The organism is Pseudomonas sp. FDAARGOS_761, from assembly GCF_013343155.1.
GTDB classification, from domain to species: Bacteria; Pseudomonadota; Gammaproteobacteria; order Pseudomonadales; family Pseudomonadaceae; genus Pseudomonas; species Pseudomonas aeruginosa.
Genome location: NZ_CP054572.1, coordinates 1,049,658 through 1,070,752, shown reverse-complemented (window position 1 = coordinate 1,070,752; position 21,095 = coordinate 1,049,658). Strand labels below are relative to the sequence as shown.

Below are 21,095 nucleotides of genomic sequence, written 5' to 3'. Positions count from 1 at the left end.
CGCGTGGCGCTCCGGCTACATCAGGAAGATCGTCGCCAGGCCGAGGAAGATGAAGAAACCGCCGCTGTCGGTCATCGCAGTGATCATCACGCTGGAGCCCATCGCCGGATCGCGTCCGAAACGATGCAGGGTCATCGGGATCAGCACTCCCATCATCGCCGCCAGCAGCAGGTTCAGGGTCATCGCGGCGGTCATCACCACGCCCAGTTCCCAGTTGCCGTAAAGATAGAAGGCCACCACGCCGATCACTCCGCCCCACGCCAGGCCGTTGACCAGCGCGACGCCAAGCTCCTTGCGCAGCAGGCGGTTGCGACTGTTGCTGGTCGGCTGTACCTGGTCGAGCGCGATGGCGCGGACGATCATGGTGATGGTCTGGTTGCCGGAATTGCCACCGATGCCGGCAACGATCGGCATCAGCGCGGCCAGCGCCACCAGTTTCTCGATGGAGCCTTCGAACAGACCGATCACCCGCGAGGCGACGAAGGCGGTGATCAGGTTGGTGGCCAGCCAGGCCCAGCGGTTGCGCACCGACTTCCAGACCGAGGCGAAGATGTCTTCTTCTTCACGCAGACCGGCCATGTTGAGGACTTCGCTTTCGCTTTCCTCACGGATCAGGTCGACCATCTCGTCGATGGTCAGACGACCGATCAGCTTGCCGCCCTTGTCCACCACCGGCGCGGAAATCAGGTCGTAACGCTCGAATGCCTGGGCGGCGTCGTAGCCGTCCTCGTCCGGGTGGAAGGTCACCGGGTCGGTGGCCATGACTTCCAGCACTTGCTTGTCCGGATCGTTGACCAGCAGGCGCTTGATCGGCAGCACGCCCTTGAGCACGCCGTCGTAGTCGACCACGAACAGTTTGTCGGTATGCCCGGGCAGTTCCTTCAGGCGGCGCAGGTAGCGCAGCACCACTTCCAGGCTGACGTCCTCGCGGATGGTGACCATCTCGAAGTCCATCAGCGCGCCGACCTGGTCCTCCTCGTAGGACAGCGCCGAACGCACTCGCTCGCGCTGCTGCGCGTCGAGGCTTTCCATCAGTTCATGGACCACGTCGCGCGGCAGTTCCGGTGCCAGGTCGGCGAGTTCGTCGGCGTCCAGGTCCTTGGTCGCGGCGATGATCTCGTGGTCGTCCATGTCCGCGATCAGGGTTTCCCGGACCGCGTCGGAGACTTCGAGGAGGATGTCGCCGTCGTCCTCGGACTTGACCAGCTGCCAGACCGTCAGGCGGTCGTCCAGCGGCAGCGATTCGAGGATGTGGGCGATGTCGGCGGGGTGCAGTTCCTCCAGCTTGCGCTGGAGTTCTACGAGATTCTGCCGGTGGACGAGGTTTTCCACCCGGTCATGGTGCTGGCCTTCCTGACGATGGGTCAGGTCCTCCACCACCTTGTGGCGATGCAGCAGCTCGACCACCTGCGCTAGGCGGTCCTGCAGGCTTTCCTGCGGCTTCTTGGCTTCTACTTCGGTCATAGCGCGCTCCACCCCCAGTAGCGGAGCACGCCAAAGGGGTCAATCAGAAACGTGATTGGTCAAACGGGAAACTGTTCGAGTTTCTACTGGGTAAGTCCATGGGGGTGTTCCAAGGGCCCTCTCGGGGCAGATACGGATAATGATAACACTCCGCTTGCGTTTTGCGCGTTACAAAATGGCGGCAAGAACAAGCGCTTGCGGCACAAAGTTCATCGTCACTCGACGCCTGACTGCGACGCCGGAAATTTCACTCAGGACACTCGGCCCCGCGGAAAAAGGCAACGCGTTAGCCTGCACTCACCCTTATCCGACCCGGAGTGCCGGCCATGCGTTCCCTGTCCCTCCTTCTCCTCCTCTCGCTGGCGTCCACCTGCGAGGCCGCTGCGGTATTCCGCTGCGAAGACGCCAGCGGCCATGTCAGCTTCACCCAACTCGGTTGCCCCGCCGGGCAGGCCGGCGAGACCGTCGTGGCGGACAACCCGCCGCCGGGAGGCAGGAGCGCCACGCCGATGGCCGAGACGAAGACGAAAAAGGCGTCCATCGGCCGGAAAAGCGTGCCGCTCGCGGTGATCGGAGAAAGAGAAGATCGCTGCGGCAGACGCCTGGACGAGAAGGAACGCCGCAAGGCGATCGTGGAGCAGCGAATAATGGCGGGAATGACCCGCTCCGATGTGGAGCGGGCGCTGGGCAAGCCGGACCGGGTCAGCGGGAACAATGCGGAGGTGCGTTATCAGTACAAGGCCGACAAGCGACGGGGAGCGAGAAGCGTGAGCTTCGATCAGGAGGGATGCGTGAAGGGAAAGGGAAGGTACCGGGTGGAGCGAGTCGATCCCGGGAGCTAAGGCCGGGCCGACCTCATACCGATGAAAGCAGGACCGGCATCGCCTTTAGCGTGCCGGGCAGGGTGTCGCCCTGCCCGCATGGAAAAGACGGACGACAGTCTTCAGCAGCCTACCGCCTGCGCGCAGCGCACGCCTCTGGCTGGCGGTTATGGTCAGGCTCAATCCTCTTTCTGCGGTTCGCCGGGCAACAACGCGCGTGATGAACAGACCGCGATACAGGTGGAATCCCGTTTGCACGTCCACCGTTTCGGAAGCGCCTTGCAGTGAAGTCAAGGCAGCGATGCCCTTGCGCACACGGCACTCGTTCAACGCGCGGCTGCCTCCCTCCATCGGCAGCAAGGAGGGCAACGGCTCGCCAGCGGGCGCATGGTCGACAATGCTGCCGACGATGGTGATGAGCTGGTCGCCGCGCGCGCTGACGGCAGCCTGCGCGAGGTTTTCGGAAATCACCGCATCCAGGCGAACGATGCCGACGCGACGACTGATCAACATGACCATGGATCTCTCCTCTATGTATGGATGGCATCGCTACGATGCATCGCAACGACCTCTAGGAAGCCGTTCCACCCGTCCCCCCGGAGGCCTGCCCGGAAGCGGTGCGCTCGAGGTCGACGAGCAGCACGTGTTCGTGAGCGAGAACAAGGTCGAAACGAGCCTGTCCCAGCGCCTGGCCATCCTGCACGACGGACAGGTTTTCGATGGGCGTCAGGCGCAGCAGGCTGGCCTTCAGCACGCGCAGGCGCTCGCCGGCATTGCCTGACTGCAGCAGGCAGCGGGCATCCTGCAGGTACTGGTGCGCCTCGGGACCATGCCAGGTCAGGCGAAAGATGCTCTCGCAACTGGCCAGCAGGGACTCCTGCTCGCCACTGGCGGAAAACTCCCGCCGCACCTTGCCAAGCAGGCTCGAGGACTCCAGGCGCAAGGTCATGAAGAGGATGGCCGGCGGGGCCAACAGTTGATCGGCATCGACGACGCTGCCGGCGGGCAGGCCGAACAACTGCCGCAACGTTTCGCGCAGGGCGGCGTGATCCAGGCGCACGGTTGCACTGGACATGGCGAACTCCTTTTTCAGGATGGGTGGATGACGGACAGGCACCGACGCGGCGGATACAACCGCCGGCCAGGCCGGAGCGAAGTGCGTTCGTTCAATGCAGGCGCAGGACCCGCGCCAGGTTGCCACGCGCCTGCAACAGCAGGACCAGCAGCACCAGCAGTACCCCGAGCATCCACGGCGAGAGGTGCTCGGCGCGATACAGCCCGGCCACTATTCCCAGCGCCTGGCAGCCGGTGCACAACGCCAGCAGGTAGGCGCACAGGGAAACGCCGGGGCGGAAACGCGCGCCGGCGCGGCGATAGGTGATCAGGCGCATGCAGATCGCCGAGCAGACCAGCACGGTCAGGGTGGACAGCGGATCAACCATCGGACTTGCCTCCCCGGCGGCGCAACAGCCCGCGCATCCAGTTGGGCAGTTCACCGCCACGCATCCACTCGAGCATGCCGATGCCGCCGGTCACGCACAGGGTCGCGGCGACGAAGGCGGCCATGCCGCTGGTCTGGGTCAACCCGCGGCCGAGCGCCTCGATTCCGGCGTAATAGCCGCCGACCCAGGACACCAGCAGATAGCCGAGGCGGGTCAGGGCGTTGTAGTCACGGGCGAACACGACAAAGAAGATGGCGCCGCCGAAGCCTCCCAGCAAGGCGTTGCCATCGATACCCGGCAGGTACATGGCCAGGCCGACGCCAGCCATTGCGCTGGCGGCGGAGGCCGCAGAGCTTGGCTCGGACATGGATGACTCCCGGAAATGCAAAGGCCCGCCGAAAAGGCGGGCCCGGAACGGCCGAAGCCCGCATCGGCGGGCCTCGGCCAGAGGAATTTCAATCGTGGAGAATTTATACCTTTACCGTCCCATAGCGTCAACATGGGAAAACCCGTTTTCATATAGAAATTTTTTTAGCGCTCGCACACGATCCCCACCTCCGCCATCGGCTCCTCCAGTCGCTGCAAGGCCTGGCGCAGCAAAGCGACGACCCGCTCGCGCCATTCCTTGTCCCAGCGATGCAGGGTGCTCTTCGACAGGCCGCTGAGTCGCTCGATCTCGCGGATGCTCGACGGCGGACGACGGAACATGCGCATCAGCAAGGCCAGGGTTGCCCGCTGCTCGATCGGGTCGGCCCCGGGCTTCAGCCAGTCGCGCAAAGCCGCCAGGCCAAGGACGAAATCCCGCCCGCGGGCGAACTCGGCCCGCACCACCGCCAGCTCCAGTGGGTGCGCAGCCAGCTGGCGCTGGGCGAAACGCACGGTCATCACCGCCTGGGCCTGCCATTCGTGCGGACTCAAACCGCTGGGCAGGTGTTCGATGAAGCTGCGATCGAAGCGCTCGCGCAGGCCATCGATCACCATCGCCGTCGACGACTTCGGTCCCGGCTGGTGCTCGAACATCCAGTAGGCCACGGCCAGCGCCTGCTCGGTACTTTGAAACATGGTATTCCCTCCTTGGCCGGCCCACCTGGCTGGCCGCTCGCATTAGCCACCCGCAGTGGCTGTGTTGGGCCGCCGTCCTACCCGAGGCGAGTAGGAAAGCGCTGAAATTATGGTAATACCTATATACGGACGCTTGCAATGCCACAGGCATACCCTTAGTCTTGCCCCCTATGGAACTCAAAGATCGCATCAAGGCGGCGCGCAAGCACGCCCATCTCAGCCAGGTCCAGCTTGCCCAGGCGGTAGGCATGACCCAGACCTCCATTTCCGATCTGGAGCGCGGCAAGTCCCGCGCCACCAGCTTCGTCGCGCAGATCGCCGGCGCCTGCGGCGTCAACCCCCTGTGGCTGGCGGAAGGTCGCGGCGAGATGCTCGCCGAGCGCGGCCAGGCGAACGCAGGACCCAATGCCAGTTGGCTTGGCGCAGTAGAGTCATGGGACGACGAAACGCCCCTGGATGCCGACGAGATCGAACTGCCCTTCTACAAGGAGATCGAGCTGTCCGGCGGCAAGGGCAGCACGGTGATCCTGCAGACCGGCGGGCGCAAGCTGCGCTTCGGCAAGTACACCCTGCGCAAGAAGAACATCGATCCGGCCAGTGCCGCCTGCGTCACGGTCAGCGGCAACAGCATGGAGCCGGTGCTGCCGGACGGCAGCACGGTAGGTGTGGACACTAGCGCGCGGACGATCAAGGACGGCGACATGTACGCCTTCGACCACGACGGCCAACTGCGCGTGAAACTGCTCTACCGCCTTCCGGGCGGCGGCCTGCGCATTCGCAGCTTCAACAGTGACGAGCATCCGGACGAGCGCTACGAGCCCCAGGAAGCCGCCGAGCACATCAACGTGATCGGCCGGGTGTTCTGGTACTCGGTGCTGGTCTGACCCCTTCCCGCCCCGCCTGACGACGGGGCCGCGTTCCGGCGGAAGAAAAATCCCGGGCAAAGAAAAAGGGCCTGCATTGCTGCAGGCCCTTTCGGTATGGCGCACTCAGGAGGATTCGAACCTCCGACCGCTCGGTTCGTAGCCGAGTACTCTATCCAGCTGAGCTATGAGTGCGTGTCGGTGCTTTTTCCGGCCACCTGCCGGTAACGCTTGTTTTACCGTGAAAGACCGCAACTGTCGATCCTTCGTCCGTCGAGCCCCTGACGAGAGGAACCCTTCGAAATATGGCGCACTCAGGAGGATTCGAACCTCCGACCGCTCGGTTCGTAGCCGAGTACTCTATCCAGCTGAGCTATGAGTGCGTCGTGGGGGCGCATTATAGATTGTGGATTTTATCCGTCAAGCGATTTTTTCAATCAAATCAGTAACTTAGTTACCAAGATGGCTTTCGCCGCCTGAATCAACCTCTAACGCTTGAATGGCGGAGAGGGGGGGATTCGAACCCCCGACACCCTTTTGAGGTGTACTCCCTTAGCAGGGGAGCGCCTTCGGCCACTCGGCCACCTCTCCGCAACACGGGGCGCATGATACCCATCTTTACCCCGTTTGCAAAGGGAAAATTAGATAAAAATTAATGGTTTGGCTCTTGATCTTTCTCTTTCTGGATGCGCTGGTAAATTTCCTCCCGGTGTACGGCGACTTCCTTCGGCGCGTTGACGCCGATGCGCACCTGGTTCCCTTTGACACCCAGTACCGTCACGGTGACGTCGTCACCTACCATCAGGGTCTCTCCGACCCGACGAGTCAGAATCAGCATTCCTTTCTCCTCACGCGAATATTTCAGGACAACAGTCTGCAAAAAAGAAATGGCGGCGGATCCGCAGAAATCAAGAGCGCGATCCTTCACCCAGTATTGACCAGTCCCGCCGGAATGAAAGTTCCTGCCGAACGGTCAAAAACGACAAAAGGCGCGGGGTTGCCGCGCCTTTCGCCTGCCAGCGTCACTCACCCTGTCGCGCCGGCGCGTCGAGCTCGAACGCCGTGTGCAGGGCACGTACCGCCAGTTCCAGGTACTTCTCTTCGATCACCACGGAAACCTTGATTTCCGAGGTGGAGATCATCTGGATGTTGATGCTTTCCTTGGCCAGCGCCTCGAACATGCGGCTGGCCACGCCGGCGTGCGAACGCATGCCGACGCCGACGATGGAAACCTTGGCGATGTTGGTGTCGCCGATGGCTTCGCGCGCGCCGATGTTGGCGGCGGTCTGCTTGAGGATTTCCAGGGCGTTCAGGTAATCGTTGCGATGCACCGTGAAGGTGAAGTCGGTGGTGTTATCGTGCGCCACGTTCTGCACGATCATGTCGACTTCCACATTGGCGGCACTGATCGGCCCGAGGATCTTGAAGGCCACGCCGGGGGTATCGGGTACGCCACGGATGGTCAGCTTGGCTTCGTCGCGGTTGAAGGCGATGCCGGAGATGATCGGCTGTTCCATGGATTCCTCTTCATCATCGATAGTAATGAGGGTGCCCGGACCCTCCTGGAAGCTGTGCAGCACGCGCAGCGGAACGTTGTACTTGCCGGCGAACTCGACCGCCCGGATCTGCAGCACCTTGGAACCGAGGCTGGCCATTTCCAGCATTTCCTCGAAGGTGATCTTGTCCAGCCGGCGGGCCTGCGGCACTACGCGCGGATCGGTGGTGTAGACGCCGTCGACGTCGGTGTAGATCTGGCATTCGTCGGCCTTCAACGCCGCCGCCAGGGCCACCCCGGTGGTATCGGAACCGCCGCGGCCCAGCGTGGTGATGTTGCCGTTGCCGTCGACGCCCTGGAAACCGGCGACCACCACTACCCTGCCGGCCTTGAGGTCGGCGCGGATATGGGTGTCGTCGATGTGCAGGATGCGCGCCTTGGTGTGCGCGCTGTCGGTGAGGATACGCACCTGGTTGCCGGTATAGGAGACCGCCGGCACGCCGCGCTTGATCAGGGCCATGCTGAGCAGGGCGATGGTCACCTGCTCTCCGGTCGAGACCATGACGTCCAGTTCGCGCGGAACCGGCTGCTCCATGATCTGGTTGGCCAGGCCGATCAGACGGTTGGTCTCGCCGCTCATGGCGGATACCACCACGACGACGTCATCGCCCGCTTCGCGGAATTTCTTCACCTTCTCGGCCACCTGCTCGATACGCTCGACGGTGCCGACGGAGGTCCCTCCAAACTTCTGTACGATCAAAGCCATTTCAAACCGCCTGATTCCGTGAAGGGCGCCCTTTTGAACCTGCCACATTCTTTCGCTACCCGGACTGGCGGGGCGCACCGCCGGCCGGGCATCAAGGGGCGCTGGCCGCCCGGCCCCGCGTCGCTCTGGCGCGGGGCCGGCATGGCATCAGAGCCCTTGCTCGACGAAGCGCTGGGCCAGGGCCAGGGCCTCGTCCAATTTCGCTGCATCGGTGCCGCCGCCCTGAGCCATATCCGGGCGTCCGCCACCTTTGCCACCAACTGCCGCCGCGGCTTGCTTCATAAGCTCGCCGGCCTTCAGTTGGCCGGTCAGGTCCTGGGTCACGCCTGCGACCAGTACGACCTTCCCGTCCAGCTCGCCGCCGAGCAGGATCACTGCGCGGCCGAGCTTGTTCTTCAACTGGTCGACCAGCGCCAGCAGCGCCTTGCCGTCCAGACCATCGAGGCGCGCGGCGAGTACCTTCGCGCCCTTGATTTCCACCGCCGCCGCCGAAAGGTCGTCGCCGGCCGCGCTGGCAGCCTTGGCCTTGAGCTGTTCCAGCTCCTTCTCCAGCGAGCGGTTGCGCTCCAGCAAGGCGCCGAGCTTGTCCAGCAGGTTATCGCGGCTGCCCTTGACCAGGCTGGCGGCTTCCTTGAGCTGCTCCTCGGCACCGTTCAGGTAGGCCAGCGCCGCCGCGCCGGTGACCGCCTCGATACGGCGTACGCCGGCAGCCACGCCACCCTCGCTGGTGATCTTGAACAGGCCGATGTCGCCGGTGCGGGATACGTGGGTGCCACCGCACAGCTCGACGGAGAAATCGCCGCCCATGCTCAGTACGCGCACCTGGTCGCCGTACTTCTCGCCGAACAGCGCCATGGCGCCCTTGGCCTTGGCGGTGTCGATATCGGTTTCCTCGGTCTCGACCTCGGTGTTGCGACGGATTTCGGCGTTGACGATATCCTCCAGGGCCTTCAGTTGTTCCGCCTTGATCGCCTCGAAGTGGCTGAAGTCGAAACGCAGGCGCTGGCTGTCCACCAGCGAGCCCTTCTGTTGTACGTGGTCGCCCAGTACCTGGCGCAGCGCGGCATGCAGCAGGTGGGTCGCGGAGTGGTTGAGCGCGGTGGCCTGGCGTACCGAAGCGTCGACCTCGGCCTTGACCGCGCCGCCAACGCTCAGGTTGCCCCGGGCGACCACGCCGTGGTGCAGGTGCGCGCCGCCGGCCTTGGTGGTATCGCGCACGTCGAAGCGCACGCCAGCCGCCTCGAGGTAGCCACTGTCGCCGACCTGGCCGCCGGACTCGGCGTAGAACGGCGTCTGGTCGAGGACCACGACGCCCTCCTCGCCCTCCTCCAGGCGCTCGACGGCCTGGCCGTCCCTGAACAGCGCGACGATCTGTCCAGCGCCGGAGACACCCTGGTAGCCGAGGAAGCGGGTCTCGCCGTCGACCTTGACCAGGCTGTTGTAGTCCATGCCAAAGGCGCTGGAAGCGCGGGCGCGCTCGCGCTGGGCCTCCATCTCGCGCTCGAAGCCGTCCTCGTCGATGGTCAGCTCGCGCTCGCGGGCGATGTCATTGGTCAGGTCGACCGGGAAGCCATAGGTGTCGTACAGCTTGAACACCACGTTGCCGGGAATCACGCTGCCCTGCAGTTCGGCAAGGTCCTGTTCGAGGATCTTCAGGCCTTGCTCCAGGGTCTTGGCGAACTGCTCTTCCTCGGTCTTCAGCACGCGCTCGATGTGTGCCTGCTGTTGCTTCAGCTCGGGGAAGGCATCGCCCATCTCGGCGACCAGCGCTGCGACGATCTTGTGGAAGAAGGTGCCCCTGGCGCCCAGCTTGTTGCCGTGGCGGCAGGCGCGGCGGATGATCCGCCGCAAGACGTAGCCGCGACCTTCGTTGGACGGCAGCACGCCGTCGGCGATCAGGAAGCTGCAGGAACGGATGTGGTCGGCTACCACCTTCAGCGACGGCGCGTCGTCGTTGGCGCAGCCGATGGCCTCGGCGGAGGCTTTCAGCAGGTTCTGGAACAGGTCGATCTCATAGTTCGAGTGCACGTGCTGGAGTACCGCGCTGACGCGCTCCAGGCCCATGCCGGTGTCCACGCTCGGCGCCGGCAGCGGGTGCATGACGCCGTCCGCGGTGCGGTTGAACTGCATGAACACGTTGTTCCAGATCTCGATGTAGCGGTCGCCGTCCTCTTCCGGCGAACCGGGCGGGCCGCCCCAGATCTCCGGCCCATGGTCGAAGAAGATCTCGGTGCAGGGACCGCAGGGTCCGGTATCGCCCATCGCCCAGAAGTTGTCGGACGCATAGGGCGCGCCCTTGTTGTCGCCGATCCGCACCATACGCTCGGCGGGCACGCCGACTTCCTTGGTCCAGATGTCGTAGGCCTCGTCGTCGGTGGCGTAGACGGTGACCCAGAGCTTTTCCTTGGGCAGGTTCAGCCATTTCTCGCCAGTGAGGAACTCCCAGGCGTAATGAATGGCGTCGCGCTTGAAATAGTCGCCGAAGCTGAAGTTGCCCAGCATTTCGAAGAAGGTGTGGTGCCGCGCGGTGTAGCCGACGTTTTCCAGGTCGTTGTGCTTGCCGCCGGCGCGCACGCACTTCTGGCTGGTGGTCGCACGGGTGTAGGCGCGCTTTTCCAGGCCGAGGAAGCAGTCCTTGAACTGGTTCATGCCCGCGTTGGTGAACAGCAGGGTCGGATCGTTCGCCGGGATCAGCGAACTGGAAGCGACACGGGTGTGTCCCTTCTCTTCGAAGAAGCGGAGGAAGGCTTCACGGATTTCAGCGCTTTTCATAGGTTCTTCCACGGAAAATTGGCGGCCACGAATCGCCGGCAAAGGGCCGCATTATATCGGCCCTTGGGCAAGGTTGTAGTGTATTTGCGCGATAGTTATTGCCTATTGCCGACCTTTTCGCTTATGAGCGACGAAAGGCCGCGAAGGCATCCAGTACTTGTCCTATGGACTCGGCGGAAACGTCCAGGTGGGTGACCAGGCGCAAACGCGCCGCCGCGCTGATCCGCACCTCGCGCTCGGCGAGGAAGTCGCGCAGCGCGACCGCCCGCTCGCCGACATCGACGTAGACCATGTTGGTCTGCACCGGCTCCACCGCATAGCCCAGTTCGCGCAGCCCGTCGCCCAGGCGCGCGGCGTTGGCGTGGTCGTCGGCCAGGCGTGCCACCTGGTGATCGAGGGCGTACAGGCCGGCAGCCGCCAGCAGACCGGCCTGGCGCATCCCGCCGCCGACCATCTTGCGCCAGCGACGGGCCTTGCCGATCAGTTCGACGCTGCCGCAAAGCACCGAGCCCACCGGCGCACCGAGGCCCTTGGACAGGCACACCGACACCGAGTCGAAGTGCCGGGTGATTTCGCTGGCGTCTACGCCCAGCTTCACCGCCGCGTTGTACAGGCGCGCGCCATCCAGGTGCAGGGCCAGGCCACGCGCGCGAGTGAAAGCGCGCGCCGCGGCCAGGTAGTCGAGCGGCAGCACCTTGCCCTGCATGGTGTTTTCCAGGGCCAGCAGGCGGGTCCTGGCGAAATGGAAGTCGTCGGCCTTGATCGCCGCCGCGACCTTGTCCAGGTCGAGCGATCCGTCGGCCTCGCCGTCGATCGGCTGCGGCTGGATCGAGCCCAGCACCGCGGCACCGCCGCCCTCGTATTTGTAGGTATGCGCCTGCTGGCCGACGATGTATTCGTCGCCGCGCTCGCAGTGGGCCATCAATCCGAGCAGGTTGCTCATGGTCCCGGTCGGTACGAAGAGCGCCGCGGCGAAGCCCAGGCGCGCCGCCAGTTCGGCCTCCAGGCGGTTGACCGTAGGGTCCTCGCCATAGACGTCGTCGCCCAGTTCGGCCGCGGCCATGGCTTCGCGCATGCCGGCGGTGGGCTGGGTGACGGTGTCGCTGCGCAGGTCGATGACAGGCACGGAGGGCTCCTCGGTTCGGCGGAAAAGCCCGATCCTACGGCGCTCTACCGACAGCCACAAGGGAAGTCGGGAAATCTTCCCGGCCGCAACGGAAACGGAGCGCCGAAGCGCTCCGTCATGATCGAGAGGGAAGGCCGATACGCCTCAGAGCTTGGCCGGCACCACCAGGATTCCGGCACGCAGGCCGTTCTTCACCCGTGGATTGGGGAAGATGATGCGCGCGCCGACCTCGTCCACCACCCAGCGCGTACCGCCGATATCCTCGGCCAGCAGGTAGCCCGGCGAGAGTTCGGTGAAGTTGGCCACGTCATCGTCGAGGTGCAGGCGGAAGTGGTCGCTGTGCTTGATCACCTCGCGCGACACGCTGAACAGCTTGAGGCCATCGAGCCGGGAGCCGTCCGGCTGTTCTTCGCTGCCGTCGATCAGCAGCTCCAGGCTCCGCTCCAGGCGCTCCAGGTTGACCTCCTGGTTCTCTCCGAACGGACGTGCCTTGCCCAGTTCCAGGGTAAAGGCCTCGGCGCCGAGCTGGCCGTAGGTGTAGGCGCTGAAAGTGATGCCCGGCTTGTTCTGCAACAGCACCGCCTCGATGCCGGCGTCGCGCAGGCGGGCCAGTTCGCTGCGGGAATGCTCGCGGCCCTCGGCCCAGGGGTAGAGGGCGAACTGCTCGATCTTCGAGCCGCGGATCGCGGTATGCAGGTCGTAGTGCAGGTGGACTCGCTCGGTCTTGCTGAAGAACACCTGGGCCAGGCGCTCCAGCTCGGCGGCACGGAAGGCCTCGTTGCCGCTGCCCTCCTCGTGGCGACCGTTGAACAGGCGGTTCATGTCCTGTTCGACGTAGCGCTCGCCGCGGCGGATGGCTTCGGGGTTGCCGAACAGGAAGAGGACCCTGGCGGCAGGCTTGAGGGTGCCCGCGGCGACCTTGCGGATCAGCCGTTCGAGCAGTTCGATGGGCGCGGTCTCGTTGCCGTGGATACCGGCCGAGAGCAACAGGTCGACGCCGTTGTCGCGGGCGCCGATCGGCGTGACTTCCAGCGCGCCCTCGGCCAGCCAGTGCAGGCGGGTGCCGTCGGCGGTGAGCTGGATCTTCTCGGTCGGCTCGCGGCCGGCCAGGGTCAAGTCGAGCAGTTTGCCGAGGGCGAGCATGGGATGTCCTCAGTCAGTGGGTGTGGTCGCAGCCGCAGTCGGGGCCGTGCTCGTGGTCGTCGCCCTCTTCGATCGGCTCCATCTCCAGTTGCAGGCTGACCAGGTTGGTCGCCATCGGCCGCAGCAGCAGGTTGGTGTATTCGGTATCGCCGTCTTCGACGTCGACGCCGATCAGCAACTGGCCGTTGCCGGCTTGCTGGACCCACACTTCCTTGCCCTGCCAGACCACGGCGAAACGGGTGCAGGAAGTTTCCAGCTGGGTGCCGTCGGTATCTTCGAGGATCAGTTGCAGGCTATCGGACATGGTGGCGAGGCTCTCAATCGAGTTGGAAGGAATAAACCGAACCCAGTTTAAGGATCTGCGTCAGTTCATCCAATGCCGTCCGGCACTCCAGCAGCAGTTGCGGGTCGGCCAGGTCGGTTTCGCTCAGGCGGTCGCGGTAGTGCCGGTCGACCCAGGCTACCAGCGTGTCGTACAGGCCGGCGCTCATGATCACCCCCGGATTCACCGCCGCCAGCTCCCGCTCCTGCAGCGCCACGCGCAAGCGCAGGCAGGCCGGGCCGCCGCCGTTCTGCATGCTCTGTTTGAGGTCGAAGACCTTCACTTCGCGGATCGGGCCGTCGTCGCCGGTGAGCTGGTCCAGGTAGTTCCAGACCCGCGGGTTGTTCCGGCACTCCTCCGGTACCACCAGCAGCATCGAACCGTCGGCCTTCGACAGCAACTGGCTGTTGAACAGGTAGGACTTCACCGCGTCCTCCACCGCGACCTGGTCGCGCGGCACGCAGATGGCGCGGAAGCGGCCGCCGCGGCGGCCCAGCTTGTCGTGCAGTTCGGCAAGGACCTTCTCGGTATCGAGGAAGGCGTCCTCGTGATGGAACAGCACCTCGCCATTGCCCACCGAGATCACATCGTTGTGGAACACGCCCTGGTCGATCACCGCCGGGTTCTGTTGAGCGTAGACCACTCCGGCCTCGCTCAGCCCGTGCAGACGCGCGACGGCCTGGCAGGCTTCCAGGGTCTGGCGCGCCGGATAGCGTTGCGGCGCCGGGAAGCGACTGTCGAAGGCGCTGCGGCCGAAAACGAAGAACTCCACGCCGGCATCGCCATAGTCCTTGCAGAAGCGCGTGTGGTTGGCCGCGCCTTCGTCGCCGAACTGGCTCACCGCCGGCAGCGCCGCGTGATGGGCGAAATGCCGCTCGTCGTTGAACATCGCCGCCAGCACGCGGCTGGTGGTGGGATGCTCGATGGATCGGTGGAACTTGCAGTTCAGGTTGGCCGCGGTGAAATGCACGCGGCCGTCGGCGGTGTCGGCGCTCGGGCTGACCGTGGCGGCATTGGCGGTCCACATGCTCGACGCCGAACTGCAGGCGGCGAGGAGAGGCATCGCTTCCTTCGCCGCGCGGCGGATCACCTCCTCGTCGCTGCCGGAGAAGCCCAGGCTACGTAGCGCAGCGGTATCCGGGCGGGCTTGCGGGGCGAGCACCCCCTGCTTGAAACCCATCTCCATCAGCGCCTTCATCTTCGCCAGGCCCTGCTTCGCCGCTTCCTTCGGGTTGGACACCGCCTGGCTGTTGCTTTGCGAAGCGACATTGCCGTAGGACAGGCCGCCGTAGTTGTGGGTCGGGCCGACCAGGCCGTCGAAATTCACTTCATGGGCATTCATAGGCTGATCCCGGGAGTCAGGGTGGCAGGAAGGGACACGCTGGGGCTTTCCAGCGAGGCGACCGGATAGGCGCAGTAATCGGCGGCGTAGTAGGCGCTCGGCCGGTGGTTGCCGGACGCGCCGATACCGCCGAACGGCGCGCTGCTGGCGGCGCCGGTGAGCTGCTTGTTCCAGTTGACGATGCCGGCGCGGCTTTCCACGAGGAACTGCTCGAAACGCTCGCGGGAATCCGACAGCAGCCCGGCGGCCAGGCCGTACTGGGTGGCGTTGGCTTCACGGATCGCCGCAGCGAAATCGGAGTAGCGGATCACTTGCAACAACGGCCCGAAGAACTCTTCGTCCGGTCGCTCGGCCACCGTGCTGACGTCGAGGATGCCCGGGGTCAGCAGGGCGGCGCCGTCGATCGGCTGGGTCATCGCCAGCAGCGGCTGTGCGCCCTTGCCGATCAAATGCTCCTGGGCCTTGAGCAGGTGCTCGGCGGCGCTCAGCGAAATCACCGCGCCCATGAACGGCGCCGGCTGTTCGTCGAAGCGGCCGACCCGCAGGGTAGCGCTGACCGCCACCAGGCGCGCCAGCAGTGCGTCGCCCCAGGCGCCCTGCGGCACCAGCAGGCGGCGGGTGCAGGTGCAGCGCTGGCCGGCGGAGATGAAGGCGGACTGGATGATGGTGTAGACGGCGGCGTCGAGGTCGGCGACCTCCTCCACCACCAGCGGGTTGTTGCCGCCCATCTCCAGCGCCAGGATTTTCTGCGGCTGGCCGCCGAACTGGCTGTGCAGCAGGTTGCCGGTGCGACTGGACCCGGTGAAGAACAGACCGTCGAGCCCACGGTGGGCGGCCAGCGCGACGCCGGTTTCGCGACCGCCCTGGACCAGGTTGAGCACGCCGGCCGGCAGGCCGGCCTCGATCCAGGCCTTGAGCGTCAGCTCGGCGACCTTCGGGGTCAGCTCGCTGGGCTTGAACACCACGCAGTTACCGGCCAGCAGCGCCGGGACGATATGCCCGTTGGGCAGGTGGCCGGGGAAATTGTAGGGACCGAATACCGCCACCACGCCATGCGGCTTGTGCCGCAGCACGGCGGTGGCGTCGGCCAGCGGACCGGACTTCTCGCCGGTGCGCTCGCGGAACGCCTGCACCGAGATCGCCACCTTGTTGACCATGCTGGTCACTTCGGTGGCCGACTCCCACAGCGGCTTGCCGGTTTCCTCGCCGATCGCCCGGGCCAGCTCGTCGGCGCGGGACTTGAGGGTCGCAGCGAAGCGCTCGAGCAACTCGATGCGCTGCTCCAGCGGGCGCCGCGCCCAGGCCGGGAAGGCCTCGCGGGCGGCACGCACGGCGGCATCGACCTGGGCGGCGTCAGCGCCGCGCCCGGACCAGACCACGCCCTGGCCAACCGGGTCGAGGGACTCCAGGGTCTCGCCCTGGCCCGCCAGCCACTGGCCGGCAATGTAATGGGTACTCATCATCGACTCCTCGGGCGCCCTCGCCGGGACGCCTCCATCAGGCTTTCAAGCGCGCTTCTGCGCCGACAGCGGCACCGCGCGTACCGAGGCGCCGGCCGACAGGCGCAGGCGCTTGGCGGTCAGCGGATCGACCACCAGGGTGCCGGCGGCGGCCCGCGCCGGCGCGGCGGTGATGCGACAGTCTTCGCGCTTGCGGTTGTGGATCAGGTAGGGCTCGGCGTCGTCGCCGGGAGTGCCCACCGCCAGCACCAGGTTCTGGCTCTCGGCGATGGCGCGGATCTTGTCGGTCTCGGCCTCGATCGCCGGGCCGGCGTCGAAGATGTCGACGTAGCCCTGGTAGCTGAAGCCCTCGGCCTTGAGCATGGCCAACGCCGGCTCGGTGTTCGGATGGACGCGGCCGATCACCCCGCGCGCCTCCTCGGAGAGGAAGCAGGTGTAGAGCGGGAACTTCGGCATCAGCTCGGCGATGAAGGCCTTGTTGCCGACCCCGGTGAGGTAGTCGGCCTGGGAGAATTCCATCTTGAAGAAGTGCCGGCCGAGGCTTTCCCAGAATGGCGAACGCCCCTCCTCGTCGGACATGCCGCGCATCTCGGCGATCAGCTTGTCGCCGAACAGGTGGCGGAATTCGGCGATGAACAGGAAGCGCGCGCGCGACAGCAGCTTGCCGTTGAGGCCGCTGCGGTGGTCGGCGTGGAGGAACAGCGAGCACAGCTCGGAATTGCCGGTCAGGTCGTTGGCCAGGAACAGCGTGGGGATCTCGCGATGGATGTTGAGTTCCTGCGAGGCGCTCACGGTGAGGCCGACCCGGTAGTTGTACCAGGGTTCGCGAAGCCCTACCGCTCCGGCGATGGCGGAGATGCCGACGACCTTGCCGGCGTCGTCCTCGAGGACGAACAGGTAGTCGGCGTCGCCGCGTTCGGCCTCGCCACGGAAGGCCTTCTCGGCCCAACTGACGCGATGCTGCAGGCGCTGCTCGTTGGCCGGCAGGGTGGTCAGGCCGGTGCCGGTGCTGCGCGCCAGCTCGATCAGGGCCGGCAGGTCGGCGCTGGTAACAGGACGTACGATCATGACTGGCTCCTTCAGACCGCTACCAGGCGCACGCTGGCGCCTTCGCCGACGCCCAGGGCCTCGGCGGCTTCAACACTCAGGGCCACCGGCTTGCCGGGCGCCCAGTCCAGGTCCAGCACGACCGCGCGGAAGTCCTGCAACTGGCCGTTGGTGACCAGGTATGGACGCCCGCTCTTCGGCGCCTCGCCGATCTTCACCGGAACCACCCGGCTCTGGGCGATCGAGCGAATCCCCGAGGTGCGCGCGTGCAGGGTCGGGCCGCCATCGAAGATGTCGATGTAGTTGTCGGTCTCGAAGCCTTCGCGCATCAGGATGTCGAAGGTGATCTGCGCTCGCGGGTGAACCTGGCCCATGGATTCCTGGGCAGCATCCGGCAACAGCGGCACGTAGATCGGATAGTGCGGCATCAGTTCGGCGAGGAAGGTGCGGCTCTTCAGCCCGGAGAGCTTTTCCGCCTCGATGTAGTTCAGGTCGAAGAAGTTGCGCCCGACCGCGTTCCAGAACGGCGATTCGCCCTGCTCGTCGCTGTAACCGACGATCTCCACCACCACCGCGTCGGCGAAGCGCTCCGGATGGCTGGCCATGAACAGCAGGCGACCGCGCGAGTTGAGTTCGGCATAGACGCTCTGCACCAGGTCGCGCTGTACGTAGAAACTGGTCAGCAGGCTGTTGCCGGTAAGGTCGTGGCACAGCGAGAGGACATGGATCTTGTTGTGGATCGACAGCGAGCGCGAGGCGTGCACGAAGGTTTCGTTGCGGAAGCTGTAGAACGGTTCCGAGAACCCGGCCGAGGCGACGATCGCCGAGCAGCCGACCAGCTCGCCGCTGGCGCTGTCCTCGAGGACGAAGAAATAGCTTTCCTCGCCGTTGTAGCTCACCTCCGCGGCGAACGAGGCCTCGGAAGCGAGGATCTTGTCGCGCAGGCGTTCGGCGTCATCCGGCAAGGACGTGACGCCTACCGGGCTGTCCGCCGCCAGACGCTGCACCTGTGGCAGGTCGGCCGCTTGGGCGGGGCGCATCACCAACATGGCGTCACTCCTTTCTCAGACAACGATGATTGCCGCATCCATGCGCGGGACCGCGGCACCTTCCTGTGCCACGGTTTCGAACGTCCAGCAGGGAATATCCCGCGCCACGCACGGCGGCACGGTTCCCGGCTCCGGCGCGGGCCGCTCCGGGATGTCGCATCGGGTGCCCCGGCCTGCGCCGGGGCCCCGTGGGTTCGCTCAGCCGCGGACCAGCTTGGCCACGGCGCGCTCGAAGCGCTCCAGGCCTTCGTCGATCTCGGCGTCGTCGATCACCAGGCTCGGCGCGAAGCGCACCACGTCCGGGCTGGCCTGGAGCACCATGACCGCCTCTTTCTCGGCGGCGTTGAGCACATCCCTGGCCTTGCCCTTCCACTCGTCGGTCAGCGCCGCGCCGATCAGCAGGCCCATGCCGCGAATCTCGCCGAAGATGCCGTACTCCTGGCCGATCTTCTGCAGGCGGGACTTGAAGCGCTCATGCTTGGCCTTCACGCCATCCAGCACTTCCGGGGTATTGATCACGTCCAGCGCCGCCTCGGCCACCGCCGAGGCCAGCGGGTTGCCGCCGTAGGTGGTGCCGTGGGTGCCGACCGACAGGTGCTTGGCGATCTCGCCGGTGGTCAGCATCGCACCGATAGGGAAGCCGCCGCCCAGGCTCTTGGCACTGGAGAGGATGTCCGGGACCACGCCGTAGTGCATGTAGGCGAACAGCTCGCCGACCCGGCCCATGCCGCTCTGGACCTCGTCGAAGACCAGCAGCGCGTTGTGCTCGTCGCACAGCTTGCGCGCCCCTTCCAGGTAGGCCTGCTGCGCCGGCAGCACGCCGCCCTCGCCCTGGATCGGTTCCAGCACCACGGCGCAGGTCTTGTCGGAGATCGCCGCCTTCAGCGCTTCCAGGTCGTTGTAGGGAACGTGGGTGATACCCTCGAACTTGGGCCCGAAGCCATCGGAATACTTCGGCTGGCCGCCGACGTTGACGGTGAACAGGGTGCGCCCGTGGAAGCTGTTGCTGGCGGCGATGATCTCGTACTTCTGCGGGCCGTAGACATCGTTGGCGTAGCGGCGAGCCAGCTTGAAGGCCGCCTCGTTGGCCTCGGCGCCGGAGTTGGCGAGGAACACCCGCTCGGCGAAGGTGGCGTCCACCAGCTTGCGCGCCAGGCGCAGGGCCGGCTCGTTGGTGAAGACGTTGGAAACGTGCCAGATGCGCTGGGCCTGCTCGGTGAGCGCCTTGACCAGCGCCGGATGCGCGTGGCCCAGGGAGGTCACGGCGATGCCGCCGGCGAAATCGATCAGTTCGCGGCCGCTCTGGTCCCAGACGCGCGATCCCTCGCCTCGCACCGGGATGAAGGCGGCGGGGGCGTAGTTGGGGACCATATACCGGTCGAAATCGGCACGTTCTACCTGCGCATGGGGAGCGGACATCGGTGTTTCTCCTGCCTGAAGGCGGCTATCGATGAAAGGATTGTAGGGATTGGGACCGGGCCGGCATTGCCGCCATGCGACAACTTGTTATAGCGCCAACCCGGGAATTTCCGCGGCTTTCGGAAATGCGACAGAAAGCATCGGGAAGGCGCAGTGTAAACGCGCGATGCACTCGGTTGCATACTTCTTCTACGCCGCCCCGCGGGCGGGAACAGCAGGGAAACAAGCCATGCCCATCGAGGGAATCGACTACCGTCTCGTCTTCGCCTCCGACGTCAATCCGCGCGACGGCCTCGGCCTGGAGTGCTGGCGCGGCGAACAGCCGCTGTTCGAGGTATTTCGCGACGACGCCGGCCGGCGTTTCGTGGTCAACCTGTTCGCCAGCGACGTTCCGCTGGAACTGCTGGAGGCGATCATTCCGACGGCCCGTCGCGAACTCGGCGACTTCCCGAGGCGATCCGCCTCCCGGGGCGTCGCAAAACCCGGCTGAAACCGCCGCGCCGTTGGCGATCAGCCGCGTTCGACGGGAGTGAAGGTCGTCTCGAAGGCGCTGCCGCCGCGCCGCTGGTTGCGGTCCTCGCGCGGAGTGACGCCGAAGAAGTTGCGGTAGGCGCTGGAGAAATGCGGCCCGGAAGAGAAACCGCAGGACAGGCCGATCTGGATGATCGACTTGCTGGTCTGCATCAGCATCTGCCGCGCGCGGTTCAGGCGCAGCTCCAGGTAGTACTGGCTGGGTACGCGGTTCAGGTATTGCTTGAAGATCCGTTCCAACTGGCGCCGCGAAACGCACACATGCTGGGCGATCTCGTCGGTGGTCAGTGGCTCCTCGATATTGGCTTCCATCAGCAGTACCGCCTGGGTCAGCTTCGGATGGCTGGAGCCGAGGCGATTCTTCAGCGGGATGCGCTGGCGCTCGTTGCCTTCGCGAATGCGCTCCACCACCAGCTCTTCCGAGACCGCGCCGGCCAGTTCAGCGCCATGGTCGCGGGACAGCAGCGCCAGCAGCAGGTCGAGTACCGCCATGCCGCCGCAGGCGGTCATGCGGTCGCGATCCCACTCGAACAGGTGGTTGGTGGCGATGACCTTGGGGAAGCGCTCGGTGAAGTCATCGTGCCAACGCCAGTGCACCGCGGCGCGATAACCGTCGAGCAGGCCGAGCTGGGCCAGCGGGTAGATGCCGGCGGACAGCGCGCCGATCGCCGCTCCCGAACGCGCCAGTTGCTTGAGCGCCAGGCCCAGCGCTGGCGACACCGCCGCCGGCGCCTCGTCGGCGACCAGGAACAGCCGCGAGCATTGCTCCAGCCTGCCGTTCCAGGCCGTTCCCGGCAGGCGCCAGCCCTCCTCTTCGGCCGGCGCTTCGGCGAGCAGGAACAGCGGCTCGTAGAGCGCCTCGGGGTGCAACCGCCGGGCCGCCCGCAGGGCTTCCTCGGCAAGCGATAGCGTCAGCGCGCGGGTGGCGGGCCAGAGGAGGAAACCGATGCGTTGGGGTTGGGCAGTCATGG

The 21,095-nt window shown here is 65.6% G+C and carries 21 protein-coding genes and 3 tRNA genes; 3 read left to right on the top strand and 21 right to left on the bottom strand.

What is annotated here, in order from left to right:
* Positions 1-15 precede the first annotated feature (15 nt).
* Entirely contained in the window at positions 16-1,464 is a 1,449-nt protein-coding gene (gene mgtE / locus FOC67_RS05055; protein ID WP_003085996.1) for a magnesium transporter, read from the bottom strand.
* A gap of 326 nt (positions 1,465-1,790) precedes the next feature.
* On the opposite strand from mgtE, the gene FOC67_RS05050 reads away from it, so the two are divergent.
* Positions 1,791-2,306, top strand: a complete 516-nt coding sequence (locus FOC67_RS05050; protein WP_009315318.1) for a DUF4124 domain-containing protein — start codon at positions 1,791-1,793, stop codon at positions 2,304-2,306.
* Positions 2,307-2,351: 45 nt separating this feature from the next.
* Here FOC67_RS05050 and FOC67_RS05045 read toward each other — a convergent pair whose 3' ends face one another.
* The 5 genes from FOC67_RS05045 to FOC67_RS05025 form a co-directional block, all read right to left on the bottom strand.
* On the bottom strand, positions 2,352-2,804 hold the full coding sequence (locus FOC67_RS05045; protein WP_009315316.1) for a hypothetical protein: 453 nt from the start codon (positions 2,802-2,804) through the stop codon (positions 2,352-2,354).
* Positions 2,805-2,856: 52 nt separating this feature from the next.
* Entirely contained in the window at positions 2,857-3,360 is a 504-nt protein-coding gene (locus FOC67_RS05040; RefSeq protein ID WP_009315314.1) for a hypothetical protein, read from the bottom strand.
* Between the two features lie 91 nt (positions 3,361-3,451).
* Positions 3,452-3,727, bottom strand: coding sequence for a phage holin family protein (locus FOC67_RS05035; RefSeq protein ID WP_003085989.1), 276 nt, complete (start codon positions 3,725-3,727; stop codon positions 3,452-3,454).
* On the bottom strand, positions 3,720-4,094 hold the full coding sequence (locus FOC67_RS05030; RefSeq protein ID WP_003085986.1) for a phage holin family protein: 375 nt from the start codon (positions 4,092-4,094) through the stop codon (positions 3,720-3,722). Before FOC67_RS05030 ends, FOC67_RS05035 begins: the two co-directional genes overlap by 8 nt.
* Positions 4,095-4,258: 164 nt before the next feature.
* Positions 4,259-4,789: a hypothetical protein gene (locus FOC67_RS05025; protein WP_009315311.1), complete on the bottom strand. Its 531-nt coding sequence runs from the start codon at positions 4,787-4,789 to the stop codon at positions 4,259-4,261.
* A gap of 170 nt (positions 4,790-4,959) precedes the next feature.
* Between FOC67_RS05025 and alpR the strand changes: the two genes are divergently transcribed.
* Entirely contained in the window at positions 4,960-5,673 is a 714-nt protein-coding gene (gene alpR / locus FOC67_RS05020; protein WP_003085982.1) for a transcriptional regulator AlpR, read from the top strand.
* Positions 5,674-5,770: 97 nt separating this feature from the next.
* Here the strand turns inward: alpR and FOC67_RS05015 are convergent.
* The 14 genes from FOC67_RS05015 to aruC all read right to left on the bottom strand — a co-directional run bounded on the left by FOC67_RS05015 (position 5,771) and on the right by aruC (position 19,593).
* Positions 5,771-5,847, bottom strand: a tRNA-Arg gene (locus FOC67_RS05015).
* A gap of 111 nt (positions 5,848-5,958) precedes the next feature.
* Positions 5,959-6,035: transfer RNA gene (locus FOC67_RS05010), tRNA-Arg, on the bottom strand.
* 117 nt (positions 6,036-6,152) lie between these two features.
* Positions 6,153-6,243, bottom strand: a tRNA-Ser gene (locus tag FOC67_RS05005).
* A gap of 61 nt (positions 6,244-6,304) precedes the next feature.
* Positions 6,305-6,490 (bottom strand): carbon storage regulator CsrA, encoded by a 186-nt coding sequence (gene csrA, locus FOC67_RS05000; RefSeq protein ID WP_003085981.1) that lies wholly within the window; start codon positions 6,488-6,490, stop codon positions 6,305-6,307.
* Between the two features lie 184 nt (positions 6,491-6,674).
* Positions 6,675-7,913: an aspartate kinase gene (locus FOC67_RS04995; RefSeq protein WP_003085971.1), complete on the bottom strand. Its 1,239-nt coding sequence runs from the start codon at positions 7,911-7,913 to the stop codon at positions 6,675-6,677.
* A 147-nt stretch (positions 7,914-8,060) separates the two neighbouring features.
* Complete coding sequence (gene alaS / locus FOC67_RS04990) at positions 8,061-10,685, bottom strand: alanine--tRNA ligase (protein WP_003112602.1); 2,625 nt, start codon at positions 10,683-10,685, stop codon at positions 8,061-8,063.
* Positions 10,686-10,806: 121 nt separating this feature from the next.
* The gene (gene ltaE, locus FOC67_RS04985; RefSeq protein ID WP_003111717.1) at positions 10,807-11,811 is read right to left on the bottom strand and encodes a low-specificity L-threonine aldolase; all 1,005 of its coding nucleotides are present in this window, start codon (positions 11,809-11,811) and stop codon (positions 10,807-10,809) included.
* A gap of 144 nt (positions 11,812-11,955) precedes the next feature.
* Positions 11,956-12,954 carry a succinylglutamate desuccinylase gene (astE, locus tag FOC67_RS04980; protein ID WP_003134260.1) on the bottom strand — a complete coding sequence of 333 codons (999 nt, stop codon included), beginning with the start codon at positions 12,952-12,954 and terminating at the stop codon, positions 11,956-11,958.
* Positions 12,955-12,967: 13 nt separating this feature from the next.
* Positions 12,968-13,258, bottom strand: coding sequence for a hypothetical protein (locus FOC67_RS04975; protein ID WP_003085959.1), 291 nt, complete (start codon positions 13,256-13,258; stop codon positions 12,968-12,970).
* A 13-nt stretch (positions 13,259-13,271) separates the two neighbouring features.
* Positions 13,272-14,618 carry an N-succinylarginine dihydrolase gene (astB, locus tag FOC67_RS04970; protein WP_003085956.1) on the bottom strand — a complete coding sequence of 449 codons (1,347 nt, stop codon included), beginning with the start codon at positions 14,616-14,618 and terminating at the stop codon, positions 13,272-13,274.
* Positions 14,615-16,081, bottom strand: coding sequence for a succinylglutamate-semialdehyde dehydrogenase (gene astD, locus FOC67_RS04965; RefSeq protein WP_083842334.1), 1,467 nt, complete (start codon positions 16,079-16,081; stop codon positions 14,615-14,617). Before astD ends, astB begins: the two co-directional genes overlap by 4 nt.
* A gap of 42 nt (positions 16,082-16,123) precedes the next feature.
* Complete coding sequence (gene astA, locus FOC67_RS04960) at positions 16,124-17,146, bottom strand: arginine N-succinyltransferase (RefSeq protein WP_003110258.1); 1,023 nt, start codon at positions 17,144-17,146, stop codon at positions 16,124-16,126.
* A gap of 11 nt (positions 17,147-17,157) precedes the next feature.
* Positions 17,158-18,174 (bottom strand): arginine/ornithine succinyltransferase subunit alpha, encoded by a 1,017-nt coding sequence (aruF, locus tag FOC67_RS04955; protein WP_003085950.1) that lies wholly within the window; start codon positions 18,172-18,174, stop codon positions 17,158-17,160.
* A 198-nt stretch (positions 18,175-18,372) separates the two neighbouring features.
* Positions 18,373-19,593, bottom strand: coding sequence for a bifunctional succinylornithine transaminase/acetylornithine aminotransferase (aruC, locus tag FOC67_RS04950; RefSeq protein ID WP_003085948.1), 1,221 nt, complete (start codon positions 19,591-19,593; stop codon positions 18,373-18,375).
* 166 nt (positions 19,594-19,759) lie between these two features.
* Here aruC and FOC67_RS04945 point away from each other — a divergent pair, with 166 nt between their 5' ends.
* Positions 19,760-20,083 carry a hypothetical protein gene (locus FOC67_RS04945; RefSeq protein ID WP_022580718.1) on the top strand — a complete coding sequence of 108 codons (324 nt, stop codon included), beginning with the start codon at positions 19,760-19,762 and terminating at the stop codon, positions 20,081-20,083.
* A gap of 20 nt (positions 20,084-20,103) precedes the next feature.
* Here FOC67_RS04945 and argR read toward each other — a convergent pair whose 3' ends face one another.
* On the bottom strand, positions 20,104-21,093 hold the full coding sequence (gene argR / locus FOC67_RS04940; RefSeq protein ID WP_003085944.1) for a transcriptional regulator ArgR: 990 nt from the start codon (positions 21,091-21,093) through the stop codon (positions 20,104-20,106).
* Positions 21,094-21,095 lie beyond the last annotated feature (2 nt).